At 42.0% G+C, this 20,546-nt stretch carries 17 protein-coding genes; 13 read left to right on the top strand and 4 right to left on the bottom strand.

Annotated features, from left to right (window positions below):
- Positions 1-173 precede the first annotated feature (173 nt).
- From ACDD58_RS05425 to ACDD58_RS05410, 4 genes are all read left to right on the top strand, one after another.
- The gene (locus ACDD58_RS05425) at positions 174-1,499 is read left to right on the top strand and encodes a hypothetical protein (RefSeq protein WP_370776276.1); all 1,326 of its coding nucleotides are present in this window, start codon (positions 174-176) and stop codon (positions 1,497-1,499) included.
- Between the two features lie 92 nt (positions 1,500-1,591).
- Positions 1,592-2,785, top strand: a complete 1,194-nt coding sequence (gene murD / locus ACDD58_RS05420) for a UDP-N-acetylmuramoyl-L-alanine--D-glutamate ligase (RefSeq protein ID WP_241070897.1) — start codon at positions 1,592-1,594, stop codon at positions 2,783-2,785.
- Between the two features lie 229 nt (positions 2,786-3,014).
- Entirely contained in the window at positions 3,015-4,352 is a 1,338-nt protein-coding gene (locus ACDD58_RS05415) for a replication-associated recombination protein A (protein WP_118210136.1), read from the top strand.
- Positions 4,353-4,383: 31 nt separating this feature from the next.
- Positions 4,384-5,670: an aminotransferase class I/II-fold pyridoxal phosphate-dependent enzyme gene (locus ACDD58_RS05410; protein ID WP_118210135.1), complete on the top strand. Its 1,287-nt coding sequence runs from the start codon at positions 4,384-4,386 to the stop codon at positions 5,668-5,670.
- 140 nt (positions 5,671-5,810) lie between these two features.
- Here ACDD58_RS05410 and ACDD58_RS05405 read toward each other — a convergent pair whose 3' ends face one another.
- Positions 5,811-6,449, bottom strand: a complete 639-nt coding sequence (locus tag ACDD58_RS05405) for a hypothetical protein (RefSeq protein WP_117921040.1) — start codon at positions 6,447-6,449, stop codon at positions 5,811-5,813.
- A gap of 154 nt (positions 6,450-6,603) precedes the next feature.
- Here ACDD58_RS05405 and ispE point away from each other — a divergent pair, with 154 nt between their 5' ends.
- The 5 genes from ispE to spoIIR all read left to right on the top strand — a co-directional run bounded on the left by ispE (position 6,604) and on the right by spoIIR (position 14,090).
- The gene (ispE, locus tag ACDD58_RS05400) at positions 6,604-7,482 is read left to right on the top strand and encodes a 4-(cytidine 5'-diphospho)-2-C-methyl-D-erythritol kinase (RefSeq protein WP_186900141.1); all 879 of its coding nucleotides are present in this window, start codon (positions 6,604-6,606) and stop codon (positions 7,480-7,482) included.
- A 26-nt stretch (positions 7,483-7,508) separates the two neighbouring features.
- Positions 7,509-8,183, top strand: coding sequence for a GntR family transcriptional regulator (locus ACDD58_RS05395; RefSeq protein WP_186900142.1), 675 nt, complete (start codon positions 7,509-7,511; stop codon positions 8,181-8,183).
- A gap of 1,159 nt (positions 8,184-9,342) precedes the next feature.
- Complete coding sequence (locus ACDD58_RS05390) at positions 9,343-10,821, top strand: spore germination protein (RefSeq protein ID WP_186900289.1); 1,479 nt, start codon at positions 9,343-9,345, stop codon at positions 10,819-10,821.
- 101 nt (positions 10,822-10,922) lie between these two features.
- Positions 10,923-13,028, top strand: coding sequence for a GerAB/ArcD/ProY family transporter (locus tag ACDD58_RS05385; protein ID WP_370776270.1), 2,106 nt, complete (start codon positions 10,923-10,925; stop codon positions 13,026-13,028).
- A gap of 387 nt (positions 13,029-13,415) precedes the next feature.
- The gene (spoIIR, locus tag ACDD58_RS05380) at positions 13,416-14,090 is read left to right on the top strand and encodes a stage II sporulation protein R (RefSeq protein ID WP_370776269.1); all 675 of its coding nucleotides are present in this window, start codon (positions 13,416-13,418) and stop codon (positions 14,088-14,090) included.
- A gap of 127 nt (positions 14,091-14,217) precedes the next feature.
- On the opposite strand, the gene ACDD58_RS05375 is transcribed toward spoIIR, so the two are convergent.
- On the bottom strand, positions 14,218-14,685 hold the full coding sequence (locus ACDD58_RS05375) for an MFS transporter (protein WP_370776266.1): 468 nt from the start codon (positions 14,683-14,685) through the stop codon (positions 14,218-14,220).
- Between the two features lie 414 nt (positions 14,686-15,099).
- Here ACDD58_RS05375 and ACDD58_RS05370 point away from each other — a divergent pair, with 414 nt between their 5' ends.
- Positions 15,100-15,555, top strand: coding sequence for a DUF1934 domain-containing protein (locus ACDD58_RS05370; protein ID WP_117921593.1), 456 nt, complete (start codon positions 15,100-15,102; stop codon positions 15,553-15,555).
- A 62-nt stretch (positions 15,556-15,617) separates the two neighbouring features.
- A complete protein-coding gene (locus tag ACDD58_RS05365) occupies positions 15,618-16,094 on the top strand; it encodes a hypothetical protein (protein WP_370776263.1) in 477 nt (158 codons plus the stop codon).
- 116 nt (positions 16,095-16,210) lie between these two features.
- On the opposite strand, the gene ACDD58_RS05360 is transcribed toward ACDD58_RS05365, so the two are convergent.
- On the bottom strand, positions 16,211-17,521 hold the full coding sequence (locus tag ACDD58_RS05360; protein WP_186900285.1) for an alpha-amylase family glycosyl hydrolase: 1,311 nt from the start codon (positions 17,519-17,521) through the stop codon (positions 16,211-16,213).
- 76 nt (positions 17,522-17,597) lie between these two features.
- The gene (gene proC / locus ACDD58_RS05355) at positions 17,598-18,410 is read right to left on the bottom strand and encodes a pyrroline-5-carboxylate reductase (protein ID WP_370776260.1); all 813 of its coding nucleotides are present in this window, start codon (positions 18,408-18,410) and stop codon (positions 17,598-17,600) included.
- A gap of 262 nt (positions 18,411-18,672) precedes the next feature.
- Between proC and ACDD58_RS05350 the strand changes: the two genes are divergently transcribed.
- A complete protein-coding gene (locus tag ACDD58_RS05350) occupies positions 18,673-19,146 on the top strand; it encodes a hypothetical protein (protein WP_370776258.1) in 474 nt (157 codons plus the stop codon).
- A 449-nt stretch (positions 19,147-19,595) separates the two neighbouring features.
- Complete coding sequence (locus ACDD58_RS05345; protein ID WP_370776257.1) at positions 19,596-20,321, top strand: DUF6796 family protein; 726 nt, start codon at positions 19,596-19,598, stop codon at positions 20,319-20,321.
- Positions 20,322-20,546 lie beyond the last annotated feature (225 nt).

Here is a 20,546-nt window from a genome sequence, read left to right as displayed (position 1 = left end):
CACTCCTTTTTTGGTGGACGCTGTTTGTGCGTCCCTCTGCTATCGACTTTTGCAAGGATGTGTGCTATGATATTTTAGAGTCTGCTTTGCGGTGTGGATGTTTATAGCGGACGGTTATTTCATATAATAAAAATAGGTCTGGGACGTATCGCGTCTGGAATGGAGGATTTACGTTGTCAAAGTTTGAAGATTTCAGAAATCAGTACAATTCTTTTTTATATAAAGATCATTCGGTGGAGTATATCGAAAATGCATATCGTATTGTGTATCACTTTGAGATACCGGGACTGTGTGAATTTCAGTCAAAATGGGAGTTCCCGGCTGCGGAGCGCGTGGATGAGACAATCTTAAATGCACTTGCGTTTCACCTTGGAATGGCAGAGACGATCAGTTACTGGAAATGTGCCTGTCCGAAACAGTTAAAGATACTTTGTGGAACACTTTCCGCTGAACAGAAAAAATGGTGGAAAAAGTTATATTATAATGGACTTGGCGAGTTTATGTACTGCAATGGGATCGTGGCTTCAGAGGAAGATCTTGTAACGATCGAGTGTGAAGAGAAAAAAGATGTACCGATCCATGATACACATTCCTATGACGGATGTCTGGTATCAGTCGGAGGTGGAAAGGATTCGGTTGTTTCGCTGGAAGTATTAAAGGGAGAGAAGATCACCACATACAGTATCAACGGTAATGCGACTACGAAAAACGTCATTGCAGTCTGTGATCATAAACAGGGAGATTATGCCGCAAAGCGTATCCTTGATAAAAAAATATTAGAGCTCAATGCAGAAGGGTATTTAAACGGACATATCCCGTTTTCTGCTGTTGTGGCATTTTCATCCTTTATTTCAGCATTTTTGAGTGGCAACCGCTATATCGTGCTTTCGAATGAGACGAGTGCAAATGAGACAACGGTAAAGGATTCTTTTGTCAACCATCAGTATTCAAAGAGTTTTGAATTTGAGCAGGATTTTGTATCATATATCAAAGAAGTGACGGATTCAGATATCCACTATTTCAGTCTTCTTCGTCCGCTCACCGAGATGCAGATCGCATGGCTGTTTTCAAAGTGTAAGAATTATCATGAGGTATTTCGGAGCTGTAATGCGGGAAGTAAGCAGGGAATCTGGTGCTGCAACTGCCCGAAATGTTTATTTGTCTATATTATTTTAACACCGTTTTTATCACAGGAAGATCTGGTACACATTTTTGGAGAGAACCTGTTAGAAAAAGACTCACTGGATCTTGATTTCAGGGAACTGACAGGAATTGAGGAGAATAAACCATTTGAATGTGTGGGAACAAGACGTGAAGTCCTGGTTGCATTAAAAACATTTGTAAACCGCGGTGGAAAAAGCCTTTTAACAGAGCGTTATAAAGAGACGATCGAGGCTGCACCGGGAGAGTTAGACGGGATGCTTTCTGAATGGGTATCTGAAAATCAGGTGCCGGAGCATTTTTTAGAAGTCTTAAAAGAATTTATGAGCCGGGCATAGGGCATAAAAGCCGGAAATGAATTTTAAAGTAAAAAAGAAATTGCAGGATGCACCCAAATAGAATATGCGTGCATGGAGAAATGGAGATAAAAATGGACATCATCAGCGAGTTGGATGGAAAACGGATTTTGATCTGGGGATACGGCAGAGAAGGAAAAGCGACAGAGCACTTCCTGGAAAGATGTGCAAAACCGGCATCTGTGGATATATTTGAAGGAAAAAGAGAAGAGATCAATGAGGATGCGTATGATTTTATCATAAAGAGTCCTGGCATTGTGATGAAGGAAGAAAATCCGAAATATACTTCAGAAACAGAATTGTTTTTGCAGCAGTTTCGTGACCAGGTGATCGGAATCACAGGCACAAAAGGAAAAAGCACGACATCTGCCATGCTTTATACCGTTTTAAAAGCATGCAGCGGCAGACCGGTGCTGCTTCTCGGAAATATCGGACAGCCTTGTCTTGATTATTTCGAGGAAGTGACAGAAGATACGATCATTGTCTATGAGATGTCCTGCCACCAGCTTGCGCATACGAATGTGTCACCGCATATTGCAATCTTTTTAAATCTCTATGAGGAACACCTTGACTATTATGGGACGGTAGAAAAATATTTTGAGGCAAAAAGCCATATTGCAGCGTATCAGAAAAGTGGAGACTTTTTCTTTGTCGGGGAAAATGTACCGAAGATTGAGACAAAAGCGGAAAAGACAGTGCTTCATCAGCCGAAAGATGTGCATTATAAACTGAGACTTGCCGGGGAGCATAACCAGTATGATGCGCAGTTTGTAGAACATGTGGCGGAATTGCTTGGATGTGAAAAAGAGGCGGTGTTAAAGAGCATGGCAGAGTTTGAGGGATTGCCGCACCGGCTGCAGTATATTGGCACCTACAGAGGAGTCAGATACTTTGACGATTCCATCTCAACAATTCCGGAGGCTGCCATAAATGCAGCAATGAGTATTCCGGATGCAAAGACTATTTTGATCGGAGGCATGGACCGTGGGATCAATTATGATCTTCTGATCACATTTATCAGGGAACACAGGGAATTTCAGTTTATCTGTGCATATGCATCCGGTAAACGTATTTTCGGGGAAGTTGGTGACTGTGAGAACTGTGTTTATGTGGAAGATTTAGAGCAGGCAGTTGAGGCAGCAGTGCAGATGACAGAGCCGGGAGGTGCCTGTATTCTCTCACCGGCAGCAGCATCTTATGGTTATTTTAAAAACTTTGAGGAACGTGGAGAGGCATTTCAGAAGTACGTATATGCTTTTGCACAGTAAAGTGACAGATTTTCAGAGAAAATCATACAGAACGGAGAAAATAATTTTACGTCTTGCAAAAGCGTATATTTTCCTGTATGGTAATAGATGAATGAATTTTTGAAAAATTGATCTGTCATATTTGCAGGAAGTAATGCAAAAAAATAAATATTTAGACGTAAAAATGCAGGATTGCAGAAAGAAAAATGCAAAAAGAGCAAATGTATGTGTCAGAAAGACAGGTTGAAACATGGATTTATTCGAATATATGAGAGAACAGAAAAAAGAAACGGAATCGCCGCTTGCATCGCGTCTGCGTCCGGCAACTTTAGATGAGATGGTAGGACAGCAGCATATTATCGGGAAGGACAAGTTACTGTACCGCGCGATCAAGGCGGATAAGCTAAGTTCCATTATCCTCTACGGACCTCCGGGAACCGGCAAGACAACACTTGCAAAGGTCATTGCGAACTCTACAAGTGCTGAATTTCTGCAGATGAATGCAACTTCCGCAGGCAAAAAAGACATGGAAGATGTTATTTCCAAGGCGAAGAATAACATGGGGATGTTTGGAAAAAAGACGATCCTGTTTATTGATGAGATCCACCGTTTTAATAAGGGACAGCAGGATTATCTTCTGCCGTTTGTGGAGGACGGAACCATCATTCTGATCGGTGCAACGACCGAGAATCCTTATTTTGAAGTAAACGGTGCTCTTCTTTCGCGTTCGATCATTTTTGAACTGAAAAGTCTGGAAAAAGAGGATATTAAAACTCTTATTTTAAGGGCAGTAAACGATGAGAAAAAGGGTATGGGCGCATACCATGCCGTCATTGATGAGGACGCATTGGATTTTCTTGCAGATATTTCAAATGGCGATGCACGTGCAGCATTGACCGCGGTAGAACTTGGAATACTGACAACGGAACGCAGTAAGGACGGGTTCATACATATCACGCTTTCCGTTGCTTCCGAATGTATACAGAAACGTGTGGTAAAGTACGATAAGTCCGGTGATAACCATTACGATACGGTATCCGCGTTTATCAAAAGCATGCGCGGCTCTGATCCGGACGCGGCAGTCTATTATTTAGCAAGAATGCTGTATGCGGGGGAGGATATCAAATTTATCGCAAGAAGGATCATGATCTGTGCATCGGAGGATGTGAGCAATGCAGATCCGATGGCACTTGTTGTTGCAACGTCGGCAGCACAGGCAGTAGAGCGTATCGGGATGCCGGAAGCGCAGATCATATTAGCCCAGGCAGTCACTTATGTGGCGAGCGCGCCAAAGAGCAATTCCGCAGTCAATGCGATCAGTGAGGCGATGGAAACAGTGAAAAATACTATGACAGCACCGGTTCCGTCCCACTTGCAGGATGCCCATTACAAATCATCATCCAAACTCGGTCACGGCATAGGATATAAATATGCGCATGATTATCCGAATCATTATGTAGAACAGCAGTATCTGCCGGACGGACTGACTGACCGGAAGTTCTACAGACCGTCAGAGAACGGTTATGAACAGCAGATCAGGGAATATTTCCATAAGATAAAAGGGGAATATTCCATGAATGATAAATAATGTATAGAAAACCAAGAGGAGGAAGCAAACAATGCAAGCTTACCAGGAAATGACAAAGGAAGAACTGTTAGCCGAAAAAAAATCACTCGAGGCAGAGTACAAGAAATTCCAGCAGCGCGGATTAAAACTTGATATGTCCAGAGGAAAGCCATCCCAGGAGCAGCTTGATCTGTCTATGGGAATGATGGATGTTTTAGCATCTTATGTGGACTTAACCTGCGAAGATGGAACAGACTGCCGTAACTATGGTGTGCTTGACGGTATCCATGAGGCGAAAGTGCTCATCGGCGATATGATCGAGTGTAATCCGGACAATATCATTATCTATGGTAACTCCAGTTTAAATATCATGTATGATACGATTGCACGTTCCATGACACACGGTGTTATGGGAAATACTCCATGGTGCAAGTTAGATAAAGTAAAATTCTTATGTCCGGTTCCGGGATATGACAGACATTTTGCCATCACAGAATATTTCGGCATTGAGATGATCAATGTGCCGATGCTGCCAACAGGTCCGGATATGGATATGGTAGAGGATTTAGTCAGCAAAGATGAGTCGATCAAAGGTATCTGGTGTGTTCCAAAATATTCTAATCCGCAGGGTATCACATATTCCGATGAGACAGTACGCCGTTTTGCAAGATTGAAACCGGCTGCAAAAGATTTCCGTATCTACTGGGACAATGCTTACTGCGTACATCATTTATATGATATCGACCAGGATCATCTGATCGAGATCCTTGCAGAATGTAAGCGTGCAGGAAACCCGGATATGGTATACAAATTCTGTTCCACCAGCAAGATCACATTCCCTGGTTCCGGTGTTGCTGCGATCGCAACTTCCGCAAATAACTTAGAGGATATCAAGAAACAGTTGAAGGTTCAGACCATCGGTCATGACAAGGTAAACCAGCTCCGTCATGTACGTTTCTTTAAGAACATTCATGGTATCACAGAGCATATGCGTAAACACGCAGCATCCTTACGTCCGAAGTTTGAAATGATCACAGACATGTTTGATAAAGAACTTGGAGGTTTAGGCGTAGGTACCTGGTATAAACCAAAGGGAGGTTATTTCATCACATATGAGACTTTAGACGGCTGTGCAAAGAATGTTGTTGCAAAAGCGAAAAAAGCAGGTGTTGTAATGACTCCGGCAGGTGCGCCGTTCCCATATGGAAAAGATCCGAAAGATTCCGTGATCCGTATCGCACCGTCTTATCCAAGTTTAGAGGATCTGACAACAGCAGCAGAGATCTTTGTTGTCTGCGTGAAATTAGCAAGTATTGAAAAAATCTTAGAAGAGAAATAAAAAAGCAGAGAAATAGAAAACATAAAACATAAAAGCAGCAATATGCAGAATGTTATAATAAAAAACTGCAGGAATCATGAAAATATGATCCCTGCAGTTTTTTATGAGATACATCAGATGTGATGTCTGTTTTGTAGAAATTAGTTTTCTGTCTCAGTTCCGGCAGTTTCTGTGGTAGAACCATTTTTCCATTTGTCAAATTTCTCTAAAACTGCATCATAGGTGCGTTTAGAGATATCCGGGAGATCTTTTCCCCAGGATTTGGTTGCATCATCAAAGCCTTTTTTGAATGCGTCGATCAGAAGATCCGCTTTTTCAGGATCATTGCCGGAAAGTGCTTTTGCAAAATCAAGGATACGGTCAGAAGTCTGTTCTACACCCCAGTATCCATCTTCTGCGATATCTGCCTGTGCCTGTTTCTGGGTCTCTTCGTCAACGGTAAAGTTGCCTTCTGCTAAGAAGCTCCACATGGAATCAGCATTTGCAATGGCTGTGCCCTGTTTGGTCATCATCTTTTCGACCAGACTGCGTAACTGGGAAGTACGCTGTTTAGCATCTGCTTTTAATTTTTCTACCATTTTATAGTCTGTTTTCTTGGTAACGGTGTTTTTGTCAGTTTGAGAAGATTTCTCATATACAACACCGGTTTCCGTCTTATCCGTGGTAGTTGTTTTGTCTGCTGTCTCAGAAACTTTCTTGGAAGCCTGACTTGTCTGATAGCTGTTAAATGTTGAAGTTACGCTGTTAATTGCATTCATATCCATAAATAATTCCTCCATTCCAGTAAATGAATGACTGATTTGTTCATGCATTTTTTTCTGTAAGGTATATCGGCTTTTCGGGAAAAATAATTTAGATGGAATTGACCTTTTGGTCTTAAAATGTTAAGATTTATGTTGTATACAAAAAACAACGAAAATACATAATGATGGTATGGGGATTATGAAGGAAATATCAGTAAAAGCACTTGCAAAAATTAACCTTGGACTTGATGTTGTACGCAGACGTGAAGATGGGTATCATGAAGTGAAAATGGTTATGCAGACGATACATCTGTTTGATCGTCTTGAAATGAAAAAGACCGCAGGCGGGATCACAATGACAACGAACCTGTCTTTTTTGCCGACCAATGAAAATAATCTGGTTTATACGGCAGCAAAACTTCTGATCGATGAATTTCAGATCAAGGACGGCATCGATGTAAAACTGCACAAGCATATTCCGGTTGCAGCCGGGATGGCAGGAGGAAGTACAGATGCTGCAGCAGTGCTTTATGGTATGAACCGGATGTTTGAACTTGGACTGTCTAAGGAGGAGCTGATGCAGCGCGGAGTTAAGATCGGAGCGGATGTTCCTTACTGTATTATGCGTGGAACCGCGCTTGCAGAGGGAATCGGTGAGAAACTTACAGCACTGCCTCCGATGGTAAAATGTCCGGTGCTGATCGCAAAACCGCAGATTTCTGTATCGACGAAGTTTGTATATGAGAATCTCAGACTGGATGAAAACACTGTTCATCCGGATATTGACCGGCTGGTTGAGGATATCAGACAGAAAAATCTTGCAGCTGTTACCGCAGATATGGGAAATGTTTTAGAAACAGTAACAATCCCGAATTATCCGGTAATTGCAGAAATCAAAGAACATATGATGGTGCATGGGGCTGCAGGGGCAATGATGAGCGGGAGCGGTCCGACCGTATTCGGATTGTTTGATGATAAAGAGAAAGCGGTTGCAGCATATGAGGCGATGCAGGCATCCGGACTGGCAAAACAGGTTTACCTGACCAGTATTTACAACAACATGAGATAAGCGAAGAAATGGAGGAAGACAGGTTTATGACAGACGATTTGACGCTGAATATGGATGCGTATCTGCCTCTTCGGGATGTGGTGTTTAATACACTGCGCGAGGCAATCTTAAAAGGAGAGTTAAAACCCGGAGAGCGTCTGATGGAATTGCAGCTTGCTGCAAAGTTAGGCGTCAGCCGTACACCAATCCGTGAGGCAATCCGTATGTTAGAGCAGGAAGGACTTGCGGTCACAATTCCGAGAAAAGGTGCGGAAGTAGCCAAAATGACGGAAAAGGATATGGAGGATGTGCTTCAGATCCGTGACGCCTTAGATGAACTTGCTGCATCGATCGCATGTGAACAGATGACGAAAGAACAGTTAGATACCCTGACAGAAACAATGCATGAGTTTGAGGAATCTACCAAATCAAAAGATTTAAAAAAGATCGCAGCAGCAGATGTAAAGTTTCATGATATTATTTATCAGGCAACCGGCAATCCAAAACTTGTTAATATGCTCAATAATTTAAGAGAGCAGATGTACCGCTATCGCGTCGAGTATTTAAAGGATGAAAGAAATTATCCGACATTGATGCGGGAGCATAATGAGATCGTGGAAGGACTTATGACAAAGGATAAAGTGCGTGTGACAGAAGCGATGCACAAACATGTCAAAAATCAGGTCGTGGCAGTCAAGGAAATGATACGTGAGCAGGAGTAGCTGCTGCTTCGCAAAAGTTGTATAATCCGTGGAAAATCGCATAGAATAAGAAACAGAAATGAGGATAAGCGTTTGCTTATCCTTTTTTGCTGTCACTAAATGATGGTTTGTTGGGCTATGAGTTCCCCGGCGAAGGGGGGTGGAGTTTTGTGAGTGGCAAATAGCATCAAGCCGGGACTGTTTTGTTCCGTTGTACGAAAATAAGGCAAGTCTAAGTCAGCCTGATTTAATGTTTCTCGGAGTGACGTGTGCGTCTTAAACGCCCCGTCCGGGGGCATTAAGACTTGTGCTGCCGTCCGTGGCAGCACAACACTGTGTTACGAACAGGCAGACTAAGATTGCCTAATTTTCTCCCAAAGTCACAAAACAAATCCCGGCTTGATGCAATTTGCCAGCCACTAAGTTGTGAACCACCCTTCGCCGGGGAACTCACATCACAACCTTGGGGGTGCGTAAATTTTTAGTGTTTTGTGTCTGAATCTGATTAAAAAAAGATTTCCAAATAACTATATTCAATGGTTTATTATTTGTTTGACAACACTGGCAAAAACCTCGATATATACCACTATGCCCATATTTATTGCCATACACATTTGAAAAAATATTCTGCATTATTAATCTGGCAATTTACGAAAAATTTCATGTAATACAATGCAGCAGCTGAAAATTTTGGAAAGTCATCAGGCTAAATATTAATGATACAGCACATTAGAATTTTAAGCATATTTTTATTCGTGCGAATATCAAAAATCCACACCCGCGCCCCCAATTCTGAGATGAACCGCCCACCCAAATGGTGTTCACAACCTGAAGACTGGCATCTTGCGCAAAGCCTGAGCTGATTTTGTGACTTTGGGAGAAAATTAGAAAATCTTAGTGTGTCTGTAGGTATACAGTGATGTTCTGCCACGGATGGCAGAACAAGGCAGCATCGAGTCATGGATGACTCGTTGTTGCCGGTCACGTCACTCCGAGAAAATCTAACTCAGACACACTTAGACTTTTCTTATTTTCGTACAACGGAACCAAAATTAACTCCGGCTTTGCGCAAAATGCCATTCACAGACCTACGACACACCATTTGGACGGGCGACGCATGTCAACCACAAACCAGCATTTGTTGGATAGTTCATTAAACAGTGCAGAAATGGAGATTATTATGACAGAGAAAATACCGGTTTCAAAGAGGCTGAGCGAGAATATCGCACAGATGGAGCAGTTTTTTCATGAGTGTGATGATATCAAGAAGAAGGAAATGATGCTTGGCAGGCAGATGGATGTGCCATGTTATCTGACGTTTATTGAGGTGTCGGTAGATATGGGAACATCGGCGCTTGGCGAGGTATTAAAGCATTTAAATGGGCTTGAAAAAGACGAAATCTATCAGGTGCTTGAGAAGAATGCGCTGGGAATTTCGGATGCAACGTATTTTGACACGATAGAAGATGCGGTGGACGGACTTCTGACCGGAGAAGTGATCCTGTTTGTGGAAGGATTTGACCAGGCAGTAAAGATACCGGATGACGGTTATCCGAATATGGGAATCACAGAGGCAGATTCGGAGAAGGTGATAAGGGGTTCTAATGAAGGATTTTGTGATTCCGTCAAGCAGAATGCAGCATTGATCCGGAAGCGTATCCGTTCGCCGAAAGTCAAGGTGAAGCAGAAGAAATGTGGTGTGCGTTCGAACACGAATGTCTATCTTGTTTTCATGGAGGATCTGGTGTATCCGGGACTGGTGAGGGAGATCGAGCACAGGCTGGAAGGATTTGAGATTGACGGAGTGCTGGACAGTGGTGTGATCGAACAGCTTACCGAAGAAAAGTGGTATTCGCCGTTTCCGCAGTTTCAGACAACGGAGCGCCCGGACCGTGCAGCAATGGCTGTTTTAGAGGGACGGGTGGTCGTACTTTCGGACAATTCTCCGGTTGGGCTGATCCTGCCGACAGATTATAATTCGTTTATTAAGACGAGTGATGATTATTACAACCGGTGGGAAATTGCGAGTTTTGGAAGATTATTGCGTTATGTTGCATCCTTTTTTGCGATGACACTGCCGGGATTTTATCTTGCCGTGACAAATTTTCATACACAGATACTGCCAACTATGCTGCTTTTATCTTTTGCAGATGCAAGAAGCGGGGTGCCGTTTCCTGCAGTGGTCGAGGTGATCTTGATGGAACTTTCGTTTGAACTTTTGAGGGAGGCAGGTGTGCGGTTACCCGGTGCCATGGGAAATACGATCGGTATCGTCGGAGGACTGATCATTGGACAGGCGGCAGTCGAGGCGAATCTGGTCAGCCCGATCGTTGTGATCGTGATCTCATTTACAGCGCTATGCTCATTTGCGATACCGAATGAGGAATTTGCAACAGCATTCCGTCTTTTGAAATTCTTTTTTATCGGAATGTGTGCATGGTTAGGCTACTTTGGTATGCTGCTTGGATTGCTATTTGTACTGATTCATCTGGCACATTTAAAAAGTTTTGGAATCCCGTACCTGATGCCATTTGTCGGGGCAGATCTGACCGACTATGAAGACGAGCGGGACTTTCTGTGGCGTCTGCCGATACGGAAACTGACCAAGCGCCCGATCTACGCAAAGCGGGATGAGCGGGTGAAACTGAAATTGAAATAAGTATGAAAGATGTTTCGAATAAAATTTGAAATGAGTACGAAAGATGTTTGAAACAGTAAAACGAGCATGAAGGATGTTTGAAACAAAAAGGAGAAAAAATTATGTTTTCATCGAACGAAAAGATTTCAGGTCGTCAGGCTTTCCGGCTTCTGGTTTTTGATCTTCTGGGACTTGGAACACTTTTGATCCCGACTGCGGTTGCAGGTTTTTGCGGAAGAGATGGAATATTTTGTATCATTGCGGGAACGGTTGCAGGAATTTTGTTTTTGAAGCTGATGGTTTATGCGGTGGGGGATATGCAGGGCAGTTTTGCAGAATATACCGTAAACATGTGTGGTACATTTTTTGGAAAGATCATACAAGCGGGGTATTTTTTATATCTGGTGCTGTTAGCGGGATATACGGCATATCTTTTTTCTGTGACGGTGTTAAACAACCTGCTGCGGGGAGAATCATTTTATCTGGTGCTTGTGCTGATCTTAGGTTTAGTCTGGTATGGTCTGTTAAGCGGGATCGAGGGCAGGGCGCGTGTCTATGAACTGCTATTCTGGATCATCCTGATACCGCTTTTTATCATGTTAGCGTCCGCACTTGATGAGGTGAAAACGGATTATTGGAATCCGGTGTTTTTTACGGAAAAAAGTGATTTTTTTGCCGGCAGTTATTATGTGTTTATCTGTTCATCTCTTATTTTTCTTGTTTTGTTTCTGGGAGGGTATCTGCGAAAACGGGAAAGCCTGATGAAAGCAGGACGCCTCGCATTGATTTTCACCGGCTGCCTGGAGGCAGGACTTTATCTGATCCTGCTTGGAGTGTTTGGAGGTGCGGCACTCTCAGACATGCAGACTCCGGCGATCACACTGATGAGTACGATTAAAATTACCGGTGGATTTTTAAAAAGGGCAGATGCATTTATGTTTGGAATCTGGTTCTTTACATTGTATGCATTGTTAAATAGTGCAGTATTTTATGCAGAAATGTTATTAAATGGTTTATATCATGCAAAAAAAAGACAGATATTGTGGAAAAAGTGGGAACGTGCGGCAGTGTTTGCTGTGGTTTTTGGCATTACAGTATTCTTTTACAGTTCAAAAGAAAATACGGTACTGTATGAGAAATTTGTGTGGTATATCGGAACACCGTTTCTAGTGCTTATTCCTGTGGTGTTTGCAGTCATCCGGTATAAGAAACAATGGAAACATAAAAATTATCCTATTCTGCGCGTTTATCTGATGATAGGTGTCCTGTTTGTACTGACTGGTCTTTCCGGCTGTGCCACGGCAGAACTTGAGGAGCGCAACTTCCCGATCGAAATGGCAGTATGTGATATGGAACAGTTTGACAGGGAATGGCTAAATGCCGATGAGTCCGGGAACCGCGTGGTGGATTACAGCCATATGAAGGTTATTCTGCTGGATCATACCTTTTTAGAGGATGCAGAAAATATGGATGCTTTTCTGGAGATTCTGGAAAAAAAGAGCGACGTGCCAAGAAATACTTATCTTGTGGTGGCAGAGGATGCACAGGCAATTTTAAATCTGCAGGAAAATATGGAAGAGTCCGTGGGAACTTATCTGGAAGATTATTTTGAAAATGTATCTGAAATCAAAAAGACTGCGTATCCGACGATTGGCATGCTTTATCAGGAGCAGGAAAATAAAATGGAAACACTGTTCATCCCCTATGTTGGGGAAGCAGAAAAAAAACCTGCCGTGAGGGGGTATTATGTCTGGAAACGCGGTGAGGCAGCAGGACTTATTAACAATCAGACGGCGATGCTTTCTTTTTTTATCCAGAATCAAATGAAAGAATATACGCTGACGCTTGCAGACGGAGTGGATGTACGCCTGTTTGATCCGCACAATCAGATTGTTTTTTCGCAGACAGAAGATAAAAGAGTCATCGCAGAAATTAATTGTAGTGGAGAGATTCTGTATGAAAAACCGGGATGGAGGAAGAAGATACAGGCAGAATATGGTCAAGGCTTAAAATCCGGTGATATAAAGGAAGAACTGGAGAAACAGATTACAGAATATTTTCAGATAATCGCACAAAAAGCGGAGATCGACTGCATGAACAGCTATAAAAAACTGGGCGGACAGCGCAGGGACTGGTATCTGTTTTATCAGAAGCAGCCTAAGCAGTATGAAAAAGATATGGAAATAATTTACAAGGTAAAGGTTGACTGGGTAAATCTGGGTGAGTGAAAAGGTGGTGGTTAGAAAGATTCGGGTGGAAAAAGGTGTTTTATAACTTAGTGGCCGGTAAATTGCACGAAGCAGGGACTAATTTTCGGACATCGGAACAAAATAGGCACTGTTTTGTGCAATTTGCCAATCAAGAAATTAAAAGTCCCCTTTTGCCACCCGAATCTTATAAAATAGCCCCGATCACCAGTCCAAAGAGAAAGATCCCTGCCAAAATCAGATCCTTTTTATAACTCCGATTCCTTTCTTTTAATGCGTACAAATTTGATTATATGGAAAATAATAACATTGTTTTAAAATGATAACAATAGATTTTGTTAACAGGTTTTGTATAAAAACAAAAACAAGTGGAATACTCCTGCTATCAAACAGAAAAGGAGTATTCCAATGAAATTAACGATCATAAAATGTAAAAAAGATTTCCTGTACATAACCCTGTTTTTCTTATTTTCTTTTGCCTGTATCATTGGATTGCGGTATGAACAGAGGCTTGAAATGCAAAAAGGTATCGCAGAAAAGATCATACGCTTTCATGTGATCGCAAACAGTGATGCCAAAGAGGATCAGGACTTAAAACTTGCTGTGCGGGATGCCGTCGGTATCCATATGTCAGAACTGTTAAAGGATGTGTCTGACCGCAGCAGTTCAGAAATCGTGATCTGGAAGAACATGGAAAATATGAAGCAGACGGCGAAGAAAGTCATTGCAGACAAAGGATTTGATTATGATGTGGATATCTGCCTGAAAGAAACGGATTTCCCAGTAAAAACATATGGTGCGTACACATTTCCGGCAGGAAATTATGAAGCATTGGAGATTATCATCGGTGCGGGGAAGGGACATAACTGGTGGTGTGTGATGTATCCGAACATGTGTTTTTCTGATACGATGTATGAAGTGATCGATGAGGATGCGAAAAGTTCATTAAAAAAAGTACTTTCTGATGATGAATATCAGAAAGTACTTGAGAGTGGCGATTATAAAGTAAGATTCCGTTACCTCACATTTTTAAACCAGTTATGTGAGGATAATAAAAACGCTTACATTGAAAAGGGAAAATAATCCCGGTATCGGATATGTGTCATCAGATTTTTTATCTAATGGGAAGTATGATGTACTTTATATCCGATGTTGTTATTGCCAAAGCAGTGCTCGTAAGGAACACCGGTGAGGGCGGCGATAAGCGGTTTTAGGTAAATGCTGCGGTAAAAAGCCATTCTGCGCCGAAACCGAACAGGTACATTCCAAGATGGCGGCGGAAAGTACGGATCTTTAAAGTAGGTAAGATATCCATAAAGAGCTTTTTGAAGCCTTCAAAAACGTTTGCCACGCTCTCATCCTCAACCTCGTCACTCGGACGCTCCCAGAAGTTCGTGTAGAGCAGGATCATGGAAACGATAAGGATTGCTCCGTATGCAACACCGGTACAGAAGAACGGAGTCGGAGAGTCCTGTCCATAAATGCTGATGAAAAATCCCGGAAGTGCGGTACCGAGGAAGTTTGCAACTTTTCCAAACATGGCTTTTGAACCTGCAAGATAAGTTCTCTGGTCAAAATCATCCGTCATTTCTACCGGAAGTGTGTTGTATGGGATCATGACGCTGGTGTATACGATCTCAAACATGATATAGGTGGACAGATAATACCAGAAATTCATATTTCCACCCATAACAGCGGGTACAGACACATAAGGGGGATTCCAATCAGGATAAAGAAACGTCTTCGTCCAAACCGTTGACCGAGCTTTGTTTTATAAAAGCTGTCGGAGATAAAACCCATCAGTGGATTCATGATAACATCCAGGGCACCACTGCCGAGTAGGTTGCCTGTTCCATAGGCAAAGCGTACAGTCTATTGTATAAATTTAGGCAGTAAAATACTCTCTGTAAATACCTTATCCCAAAAATGAAAGCACTTACATATTTTCTATATACCATTATAGAAAGAGATTTCAAAATATCAAGAAAAATAGTATTGAATAATAAAAAAAAAACATATAATATAATAAGGCAATTTAAGATAAATAATCCTGCAAAAATCAGGCAGGGTTAAATTAGAAATGAGGATCAGGATGACAAAAGAAGTACTGGTAACTATCAGCGGGCTTCAGTTTTCACCGGAAACTGACAATGAATCCGTGGAACTGATCACATCCGGCAGTTATTATAAAAAAAATGGAAAACATTATATCATCTATGATGAAGTCAACGAGGGATTTTCCCAGACAACACGAAACATCATCAAACTGAATGATGATTTTATGGATATCACCAAGAGAGGTGTTTCGAATGTACATATGATGTTCGAGAAGAACCGGAAGAATGTGACGTATTATTATACGCCATATGGAAGCCTTCTGATTGGGATCGATGCAAAAAGTGTGGATGTGCGGGAGACGGAAAATGATATTGATGTCAAGGTCAATTATGAGCTGGAGGTCAATTATGAGCACATGGCAGACTGCTGTATCACGATGAATATCAAGTCAAAAGATGCTGGTGATTTCCGGATCACAGAGTCCGAATAAAATGAAAACATTATTGTGTTATAATCGTACCATTAAAAAAGAAAGGACATGAAGTCAAGAGTATGAAGAAAAAATTGTTGACCTTTATTTTAGTGGGAACGATGCTGACTGCAGCCTCTGTAATCGGATGCGGAAAGTCTGCACAAGATGCACAGACAAGTGCAAATACAGAAACTAAGGCAGACACAGAAACTGCAGCAGAAGATAATGCAGATTCCGAAACAGGATCTGTCCAGATCAATGGAGGCATTGAAAATGATGGAATTGATCTGATGGAAGATGACGGATTGTATCGTACGGTGACTTTGGATGATTATCCGGTTTATTATTCAGTAGGCAAAGTAACACTTCCTTTATCTGAGGATGTAACCTTTGAAGATCAGGCAGATCAGAATCAGGAGTCAGACCTGCCGGTCGTAGAGCTAAATGATCTGCCGGCAGCCATTGAAAATAGTGATATGGCATTTAATTGTAACAATACAGTGATCACAGTCAGACAGGGACAGATCGTACAGATCATCAGATATTGGGTTCCGTAAAATGAGGATGGCAGTCGATAATGTAAGAGATATCCGCCAATCTGAATATCGGATCAATAGATAGAAATTGGGCAGAGCCGGATTACCGGTTTCTGCCCATTTCTGTATATGTATTTCTAATGTTCCATCTTCCATACAGCCACAGAGTAACCCGGAAGATCCGTTCCACCGCCAAAATCATGCGGTGTATCGGTAATCAGTTCCTGTGCCGTGCCGCATCCGGCATCAAAATCTGCGTGGAAGCTGTTTTCATCCGCATTGATTGCTACATAAATGCGTTCATGTTCACTCTTACGCTCGAAAATGCACTGACGGTTTGTTAAGAGTACAGAGCGGAAAGAGCCGTAATTTAATGCCTCAGAGTTCTTTTTGATCTCGGCGAGACGGCTGATTATATCAGAAAGATCATTCCATTCCGGTTCCAAGAAGCAGGCGCGTAAAGCCGGATCGCCTTCTTCTTTTCTCGCCTTTGCGCCCCATTCACTGCCATAGTAGACACATGGGATACCAGGCATACCGAAGAGCAGGCCGTAGATCAGCGGCAGATGTTTTTCGTTGGTCAGGATACTTGCAATTCTTGTGACATCATGATTGTCCACGAAGCAGAGCAGATGTCTGCCTTTGTAGAGTGTCCAGTTGTCAGGACCGAACTGGCGAAGCAGGGAATGGTTGATCTCAAACATATTCATGCTGTTAAAACTGGAATAAAGTCCTTTGTAACACTCATAGTTGGTCACAGAGTGAAGCATGGAGTCATTCATCCACTGGTTGTAATCGCCGTGTAATGTTTCACCGACTAAGAAGAAGTCCGGTTTTAAACTGTCACAGAAACTGCGCAGACGGCGCAGAAAATCATGGTCGAGACAGTAAGCGACATCAAGTCGCAGACCGTCGATATCAAATTCTTCTACCCAGCCTTTGATCGCAGCAAAAATATGCTGGATGACATCTTCATTTCTCAGATTTAATTTAACCAGGTCATAATTGCCTTCCCAGCCTTCATACCACAGACCGTCGTTATAGTTGGAATTACCGTCAAAACTGATATGGAACCAGTCTTTGTACGGGGAATCCCACTTTTTCTCCAAAACATCCCGAAAAGCCCAGAAACCACGACCGACATGGTTGAATACACCATCTAATACGACTTTGATCCCTTCTTTGTGAAGATTGTCACAGACTGTGGCAAAGTCCTCATTTGTGCCAAGTCTGGTATCGATCTTTGTATAATCCCTGGTATTATATCCGTGTGTGTCAGACTCAAAGACCGGAGAAAAATAAATCGCATTGGCACCAAGTTTTTTGATGTGAGGAATCCAGTCATTGACCTTTAAAATACGATGCTCTAAAACACCATCATTCTCGAACGGAGCACCGCAGAATCCAAGCGGATATATCTGATAAAAAACACTTTCGTAAGCCCACATAAGAAAACCTCCAAATTATATTATTGAAATCAGAACTGATCATAAATCCGATGATACAGAAGAATGTACATCCTTATCAGGAGTTATGACTCATATCGTATGATTTTTTGGAACATGCGCGTTGTGCAGAGATCACGGTATCACGGAAACCGCCATGTTCTAAAGCTGCAACCGCTTCAATGGTCGTACCGCCAGGAGAGCAGACTGCATCTTTTAATTCTCCCGGATGTTTTCCGGTCTCTAAAACCATTTTTGCAGCACCCAAAATGCTCTGTGCGGCAAACTTATATGCCTGGGTGCGCGGCATTCCATCTGCGACAGCGGCATCTGCCATTGCTTCAATAAACATATAGACGTAGGCAGGAGAAGAACCGGAAACACCGACAACGGCATCCATCATGCTCTCCGGTACGACTTCCGCACGGCCAAAGCTGTTGAATAATGATTCGATAAGTTTTACTTCCTCAGCTGTTACCTTGTCGTTTGGACAGAGTGCACTCATTGCAGCTCCGACAAGCGCCGGGGTATTTGGCATGGCGCGTACCAGCTTGATTTTGCCAAGTATTGCTTCAATATTTGAGATCGGCTGTCCGGCTGCGATGGAAACTACGATACAGTCCGGTTTTAAATGATCTTTGATCTGTGGAAGCACTTCCGCAAATTTATTTGGTTTTACAGCGAGAAATAAAATATCGCTTCGTTCTGCAACAACTTCATTCGATTGTGTTGTCTCTATCGAAAATTTTGTACGGATTTTATCAAGTGTCTCAGGAGAATGCGCACTTGCGATGATCTGGCTGGTCGTCACCAAAGACGCATCTAAAATACCGCCGATCATGGCGCTTCCCATATTGCCGGCACCGATAAAACCAATCATTTTATCTAACATAAAATCCTCCTTGTTTTGCTTTTTTATCATTCAAATTCTATCCTAGTCTATTTGGGTGGAAACGTCAATATTTTATACGCTTCTTGAGTTTCCGTACTTTTATCCACAAAGCCCCGTTTTTATAGGCATTGCTATAAACAACTTTCAAAAATGTCCAAAATATAAGGAATCCTATTCCTTTTTGATGTAAAATTTAATCACTACAAAAAAATCATACTAAACAAAAAAAGAGGAGGATTCCCTGTGGTTAATTTTACATCAAATGAAACGGGAAATTTTAACTTTTACAAATAAGATTTCTGAACATCTTTCTAAGCCAGAAAAGAAGTTTACTGCTGATATCACTTATGGCATGCTGGCTTCTGGCAGTTGTCTGTTAACAGAGGTTGCAGATCAGCTCCATGAACCTTCACAAAAGATCAACATTGTTGACCGTTTATCCAGACACCTTGAAAAAGGTACTCCTACCGTTGCAGCTGCTTCTTATCTTCAGTTAATAAAAAAGTGGATTCCATCAGATCCGGTCATCCATATCGATGATAGTGATGTTGTAAAACCTGATGGATATCAGTTTGAGTCGCTTGGCATAGTCCGGGATGGTTCAGAAATTACATCTACAAAAAATGTTTACAAAAAGGGCTATCATGTTACAGAGGCTTGTGTACTTACAAGCAGTAATCAAAGTGTCAAGAACCTATTTCTCACGCTGGAAAATAGAGGAATATTTTTGCTGTAAGAAGCAAATGTTCCAGTTTGAAAACTTTCGTGTTCGCAAACTGAAAGCTATCAATGCACTTAATTTTTACATTACCTTATGCATGGCATTTCTGGCTCACATTTCCATGAAATCAGAAATCCATGCGCTAAAAGTTGCAATTATACAAACAGCGGATACTATAAAAGAAAAAGTATATTTCTCCCAAAGCCCAGCTCCGGTGGGGGTTATCAAAGTATCTCTAATCAGAACACTGCTATTCAAAATCATTCAAAAATTTAGCAGATTGGTACTTTAGGAAGATATACTCACTTTTTATTACAGTTTGTGGAAACTCAAGTTTATACGGAGATAGGAAGTGACACCAGTTGCGGACACATAAGAATATTATTTTCGTTGACACGGGAGTTAGAAAAGACTAACATATAAACGTCAACAGAAAAATAAAGACGTACAGAAAGGAAACCAAAATGGAAAAAGAGAAGCAAAAAAGAGCAATGCTTGCAGGAATTGCGGCAATGGCGCTTTTTATGATCGGTGACTGGCTTTTGGATGTCAAAGGAAGCGGCAATAAAGAGGTTGGGTTATTTGTCAATTCCAACTGGTCAGCAATGTCTATGTGGCGTTTTGAGGTATCTATTCTTTTAGCAGCAGCGGCAATGCCGTTATACTGGATTGCGCTTAAGGAACTTAGGCATATAGTGACAGATGCCTGCAGCAGGAATCCAAAGGGGCATGCCCTGGCAATGAAGCGTTTGTTTGATTTCAGTTCTGCAGCAGGATTAATATCTGTGTTGTTTATCCATATTATGTGCTGCCTGTTGCCGATTATCTTTAAAACATCTTATGGAATGGGAAGTACATTTGAACAGGCAGCAGATGTGACAAATCAGGTCGGCATGTACATATTGCTTCCATTTATGATTTATTATCTGGTTATGGATATCGGAATGTCTGTGGTGATGGTCTATCTGATCCTGACCAGACGGTTTGCACTGCCAAAATGGATGGCATGTTTTCATCCGGTGGGCGGTCTTGTGTTATGTGAAATTTTCGCGGCAATACCGGTTGTCTGGTGCAATGATGTGTCCGTTGCATTCGAGAGCATGGGACATTTGCTGATGTTTGTGGCAGGATATGTACTGCTACAGCAGTTTGACAAAATCAAAACAATCATCTATAGTACATACAAATGATAAATTTACGGACAAAGGCGTTGAAAACATGAAGTTTTTAGCGCCTTTTGGTTTGCGCGCCATGGGCGCACTCTAATGGGTGAAAGTCCCGAACACGCCTAGGCAACGAGGAAGCAAAAGCCTGACGCTACGTTAGTGGTCGGATACAAGGATTGGCAGAAAAATTTTGAGCGTCATGTAAATAAAGGTGAAAAGGCAATTCGTATACTATTCATGTATCATCCT

The organism is Roseburia sp. (assembly GCF_041325975.1).
GTDB lineage: Bacteria > Bacillota > Clostridia > Lachnospirales > Lachnospiraceae > Roseburia > Roseburia rectibacter.
This window is presented reverse-complemented; position numbering and strand designations above follow the sequence as displayed.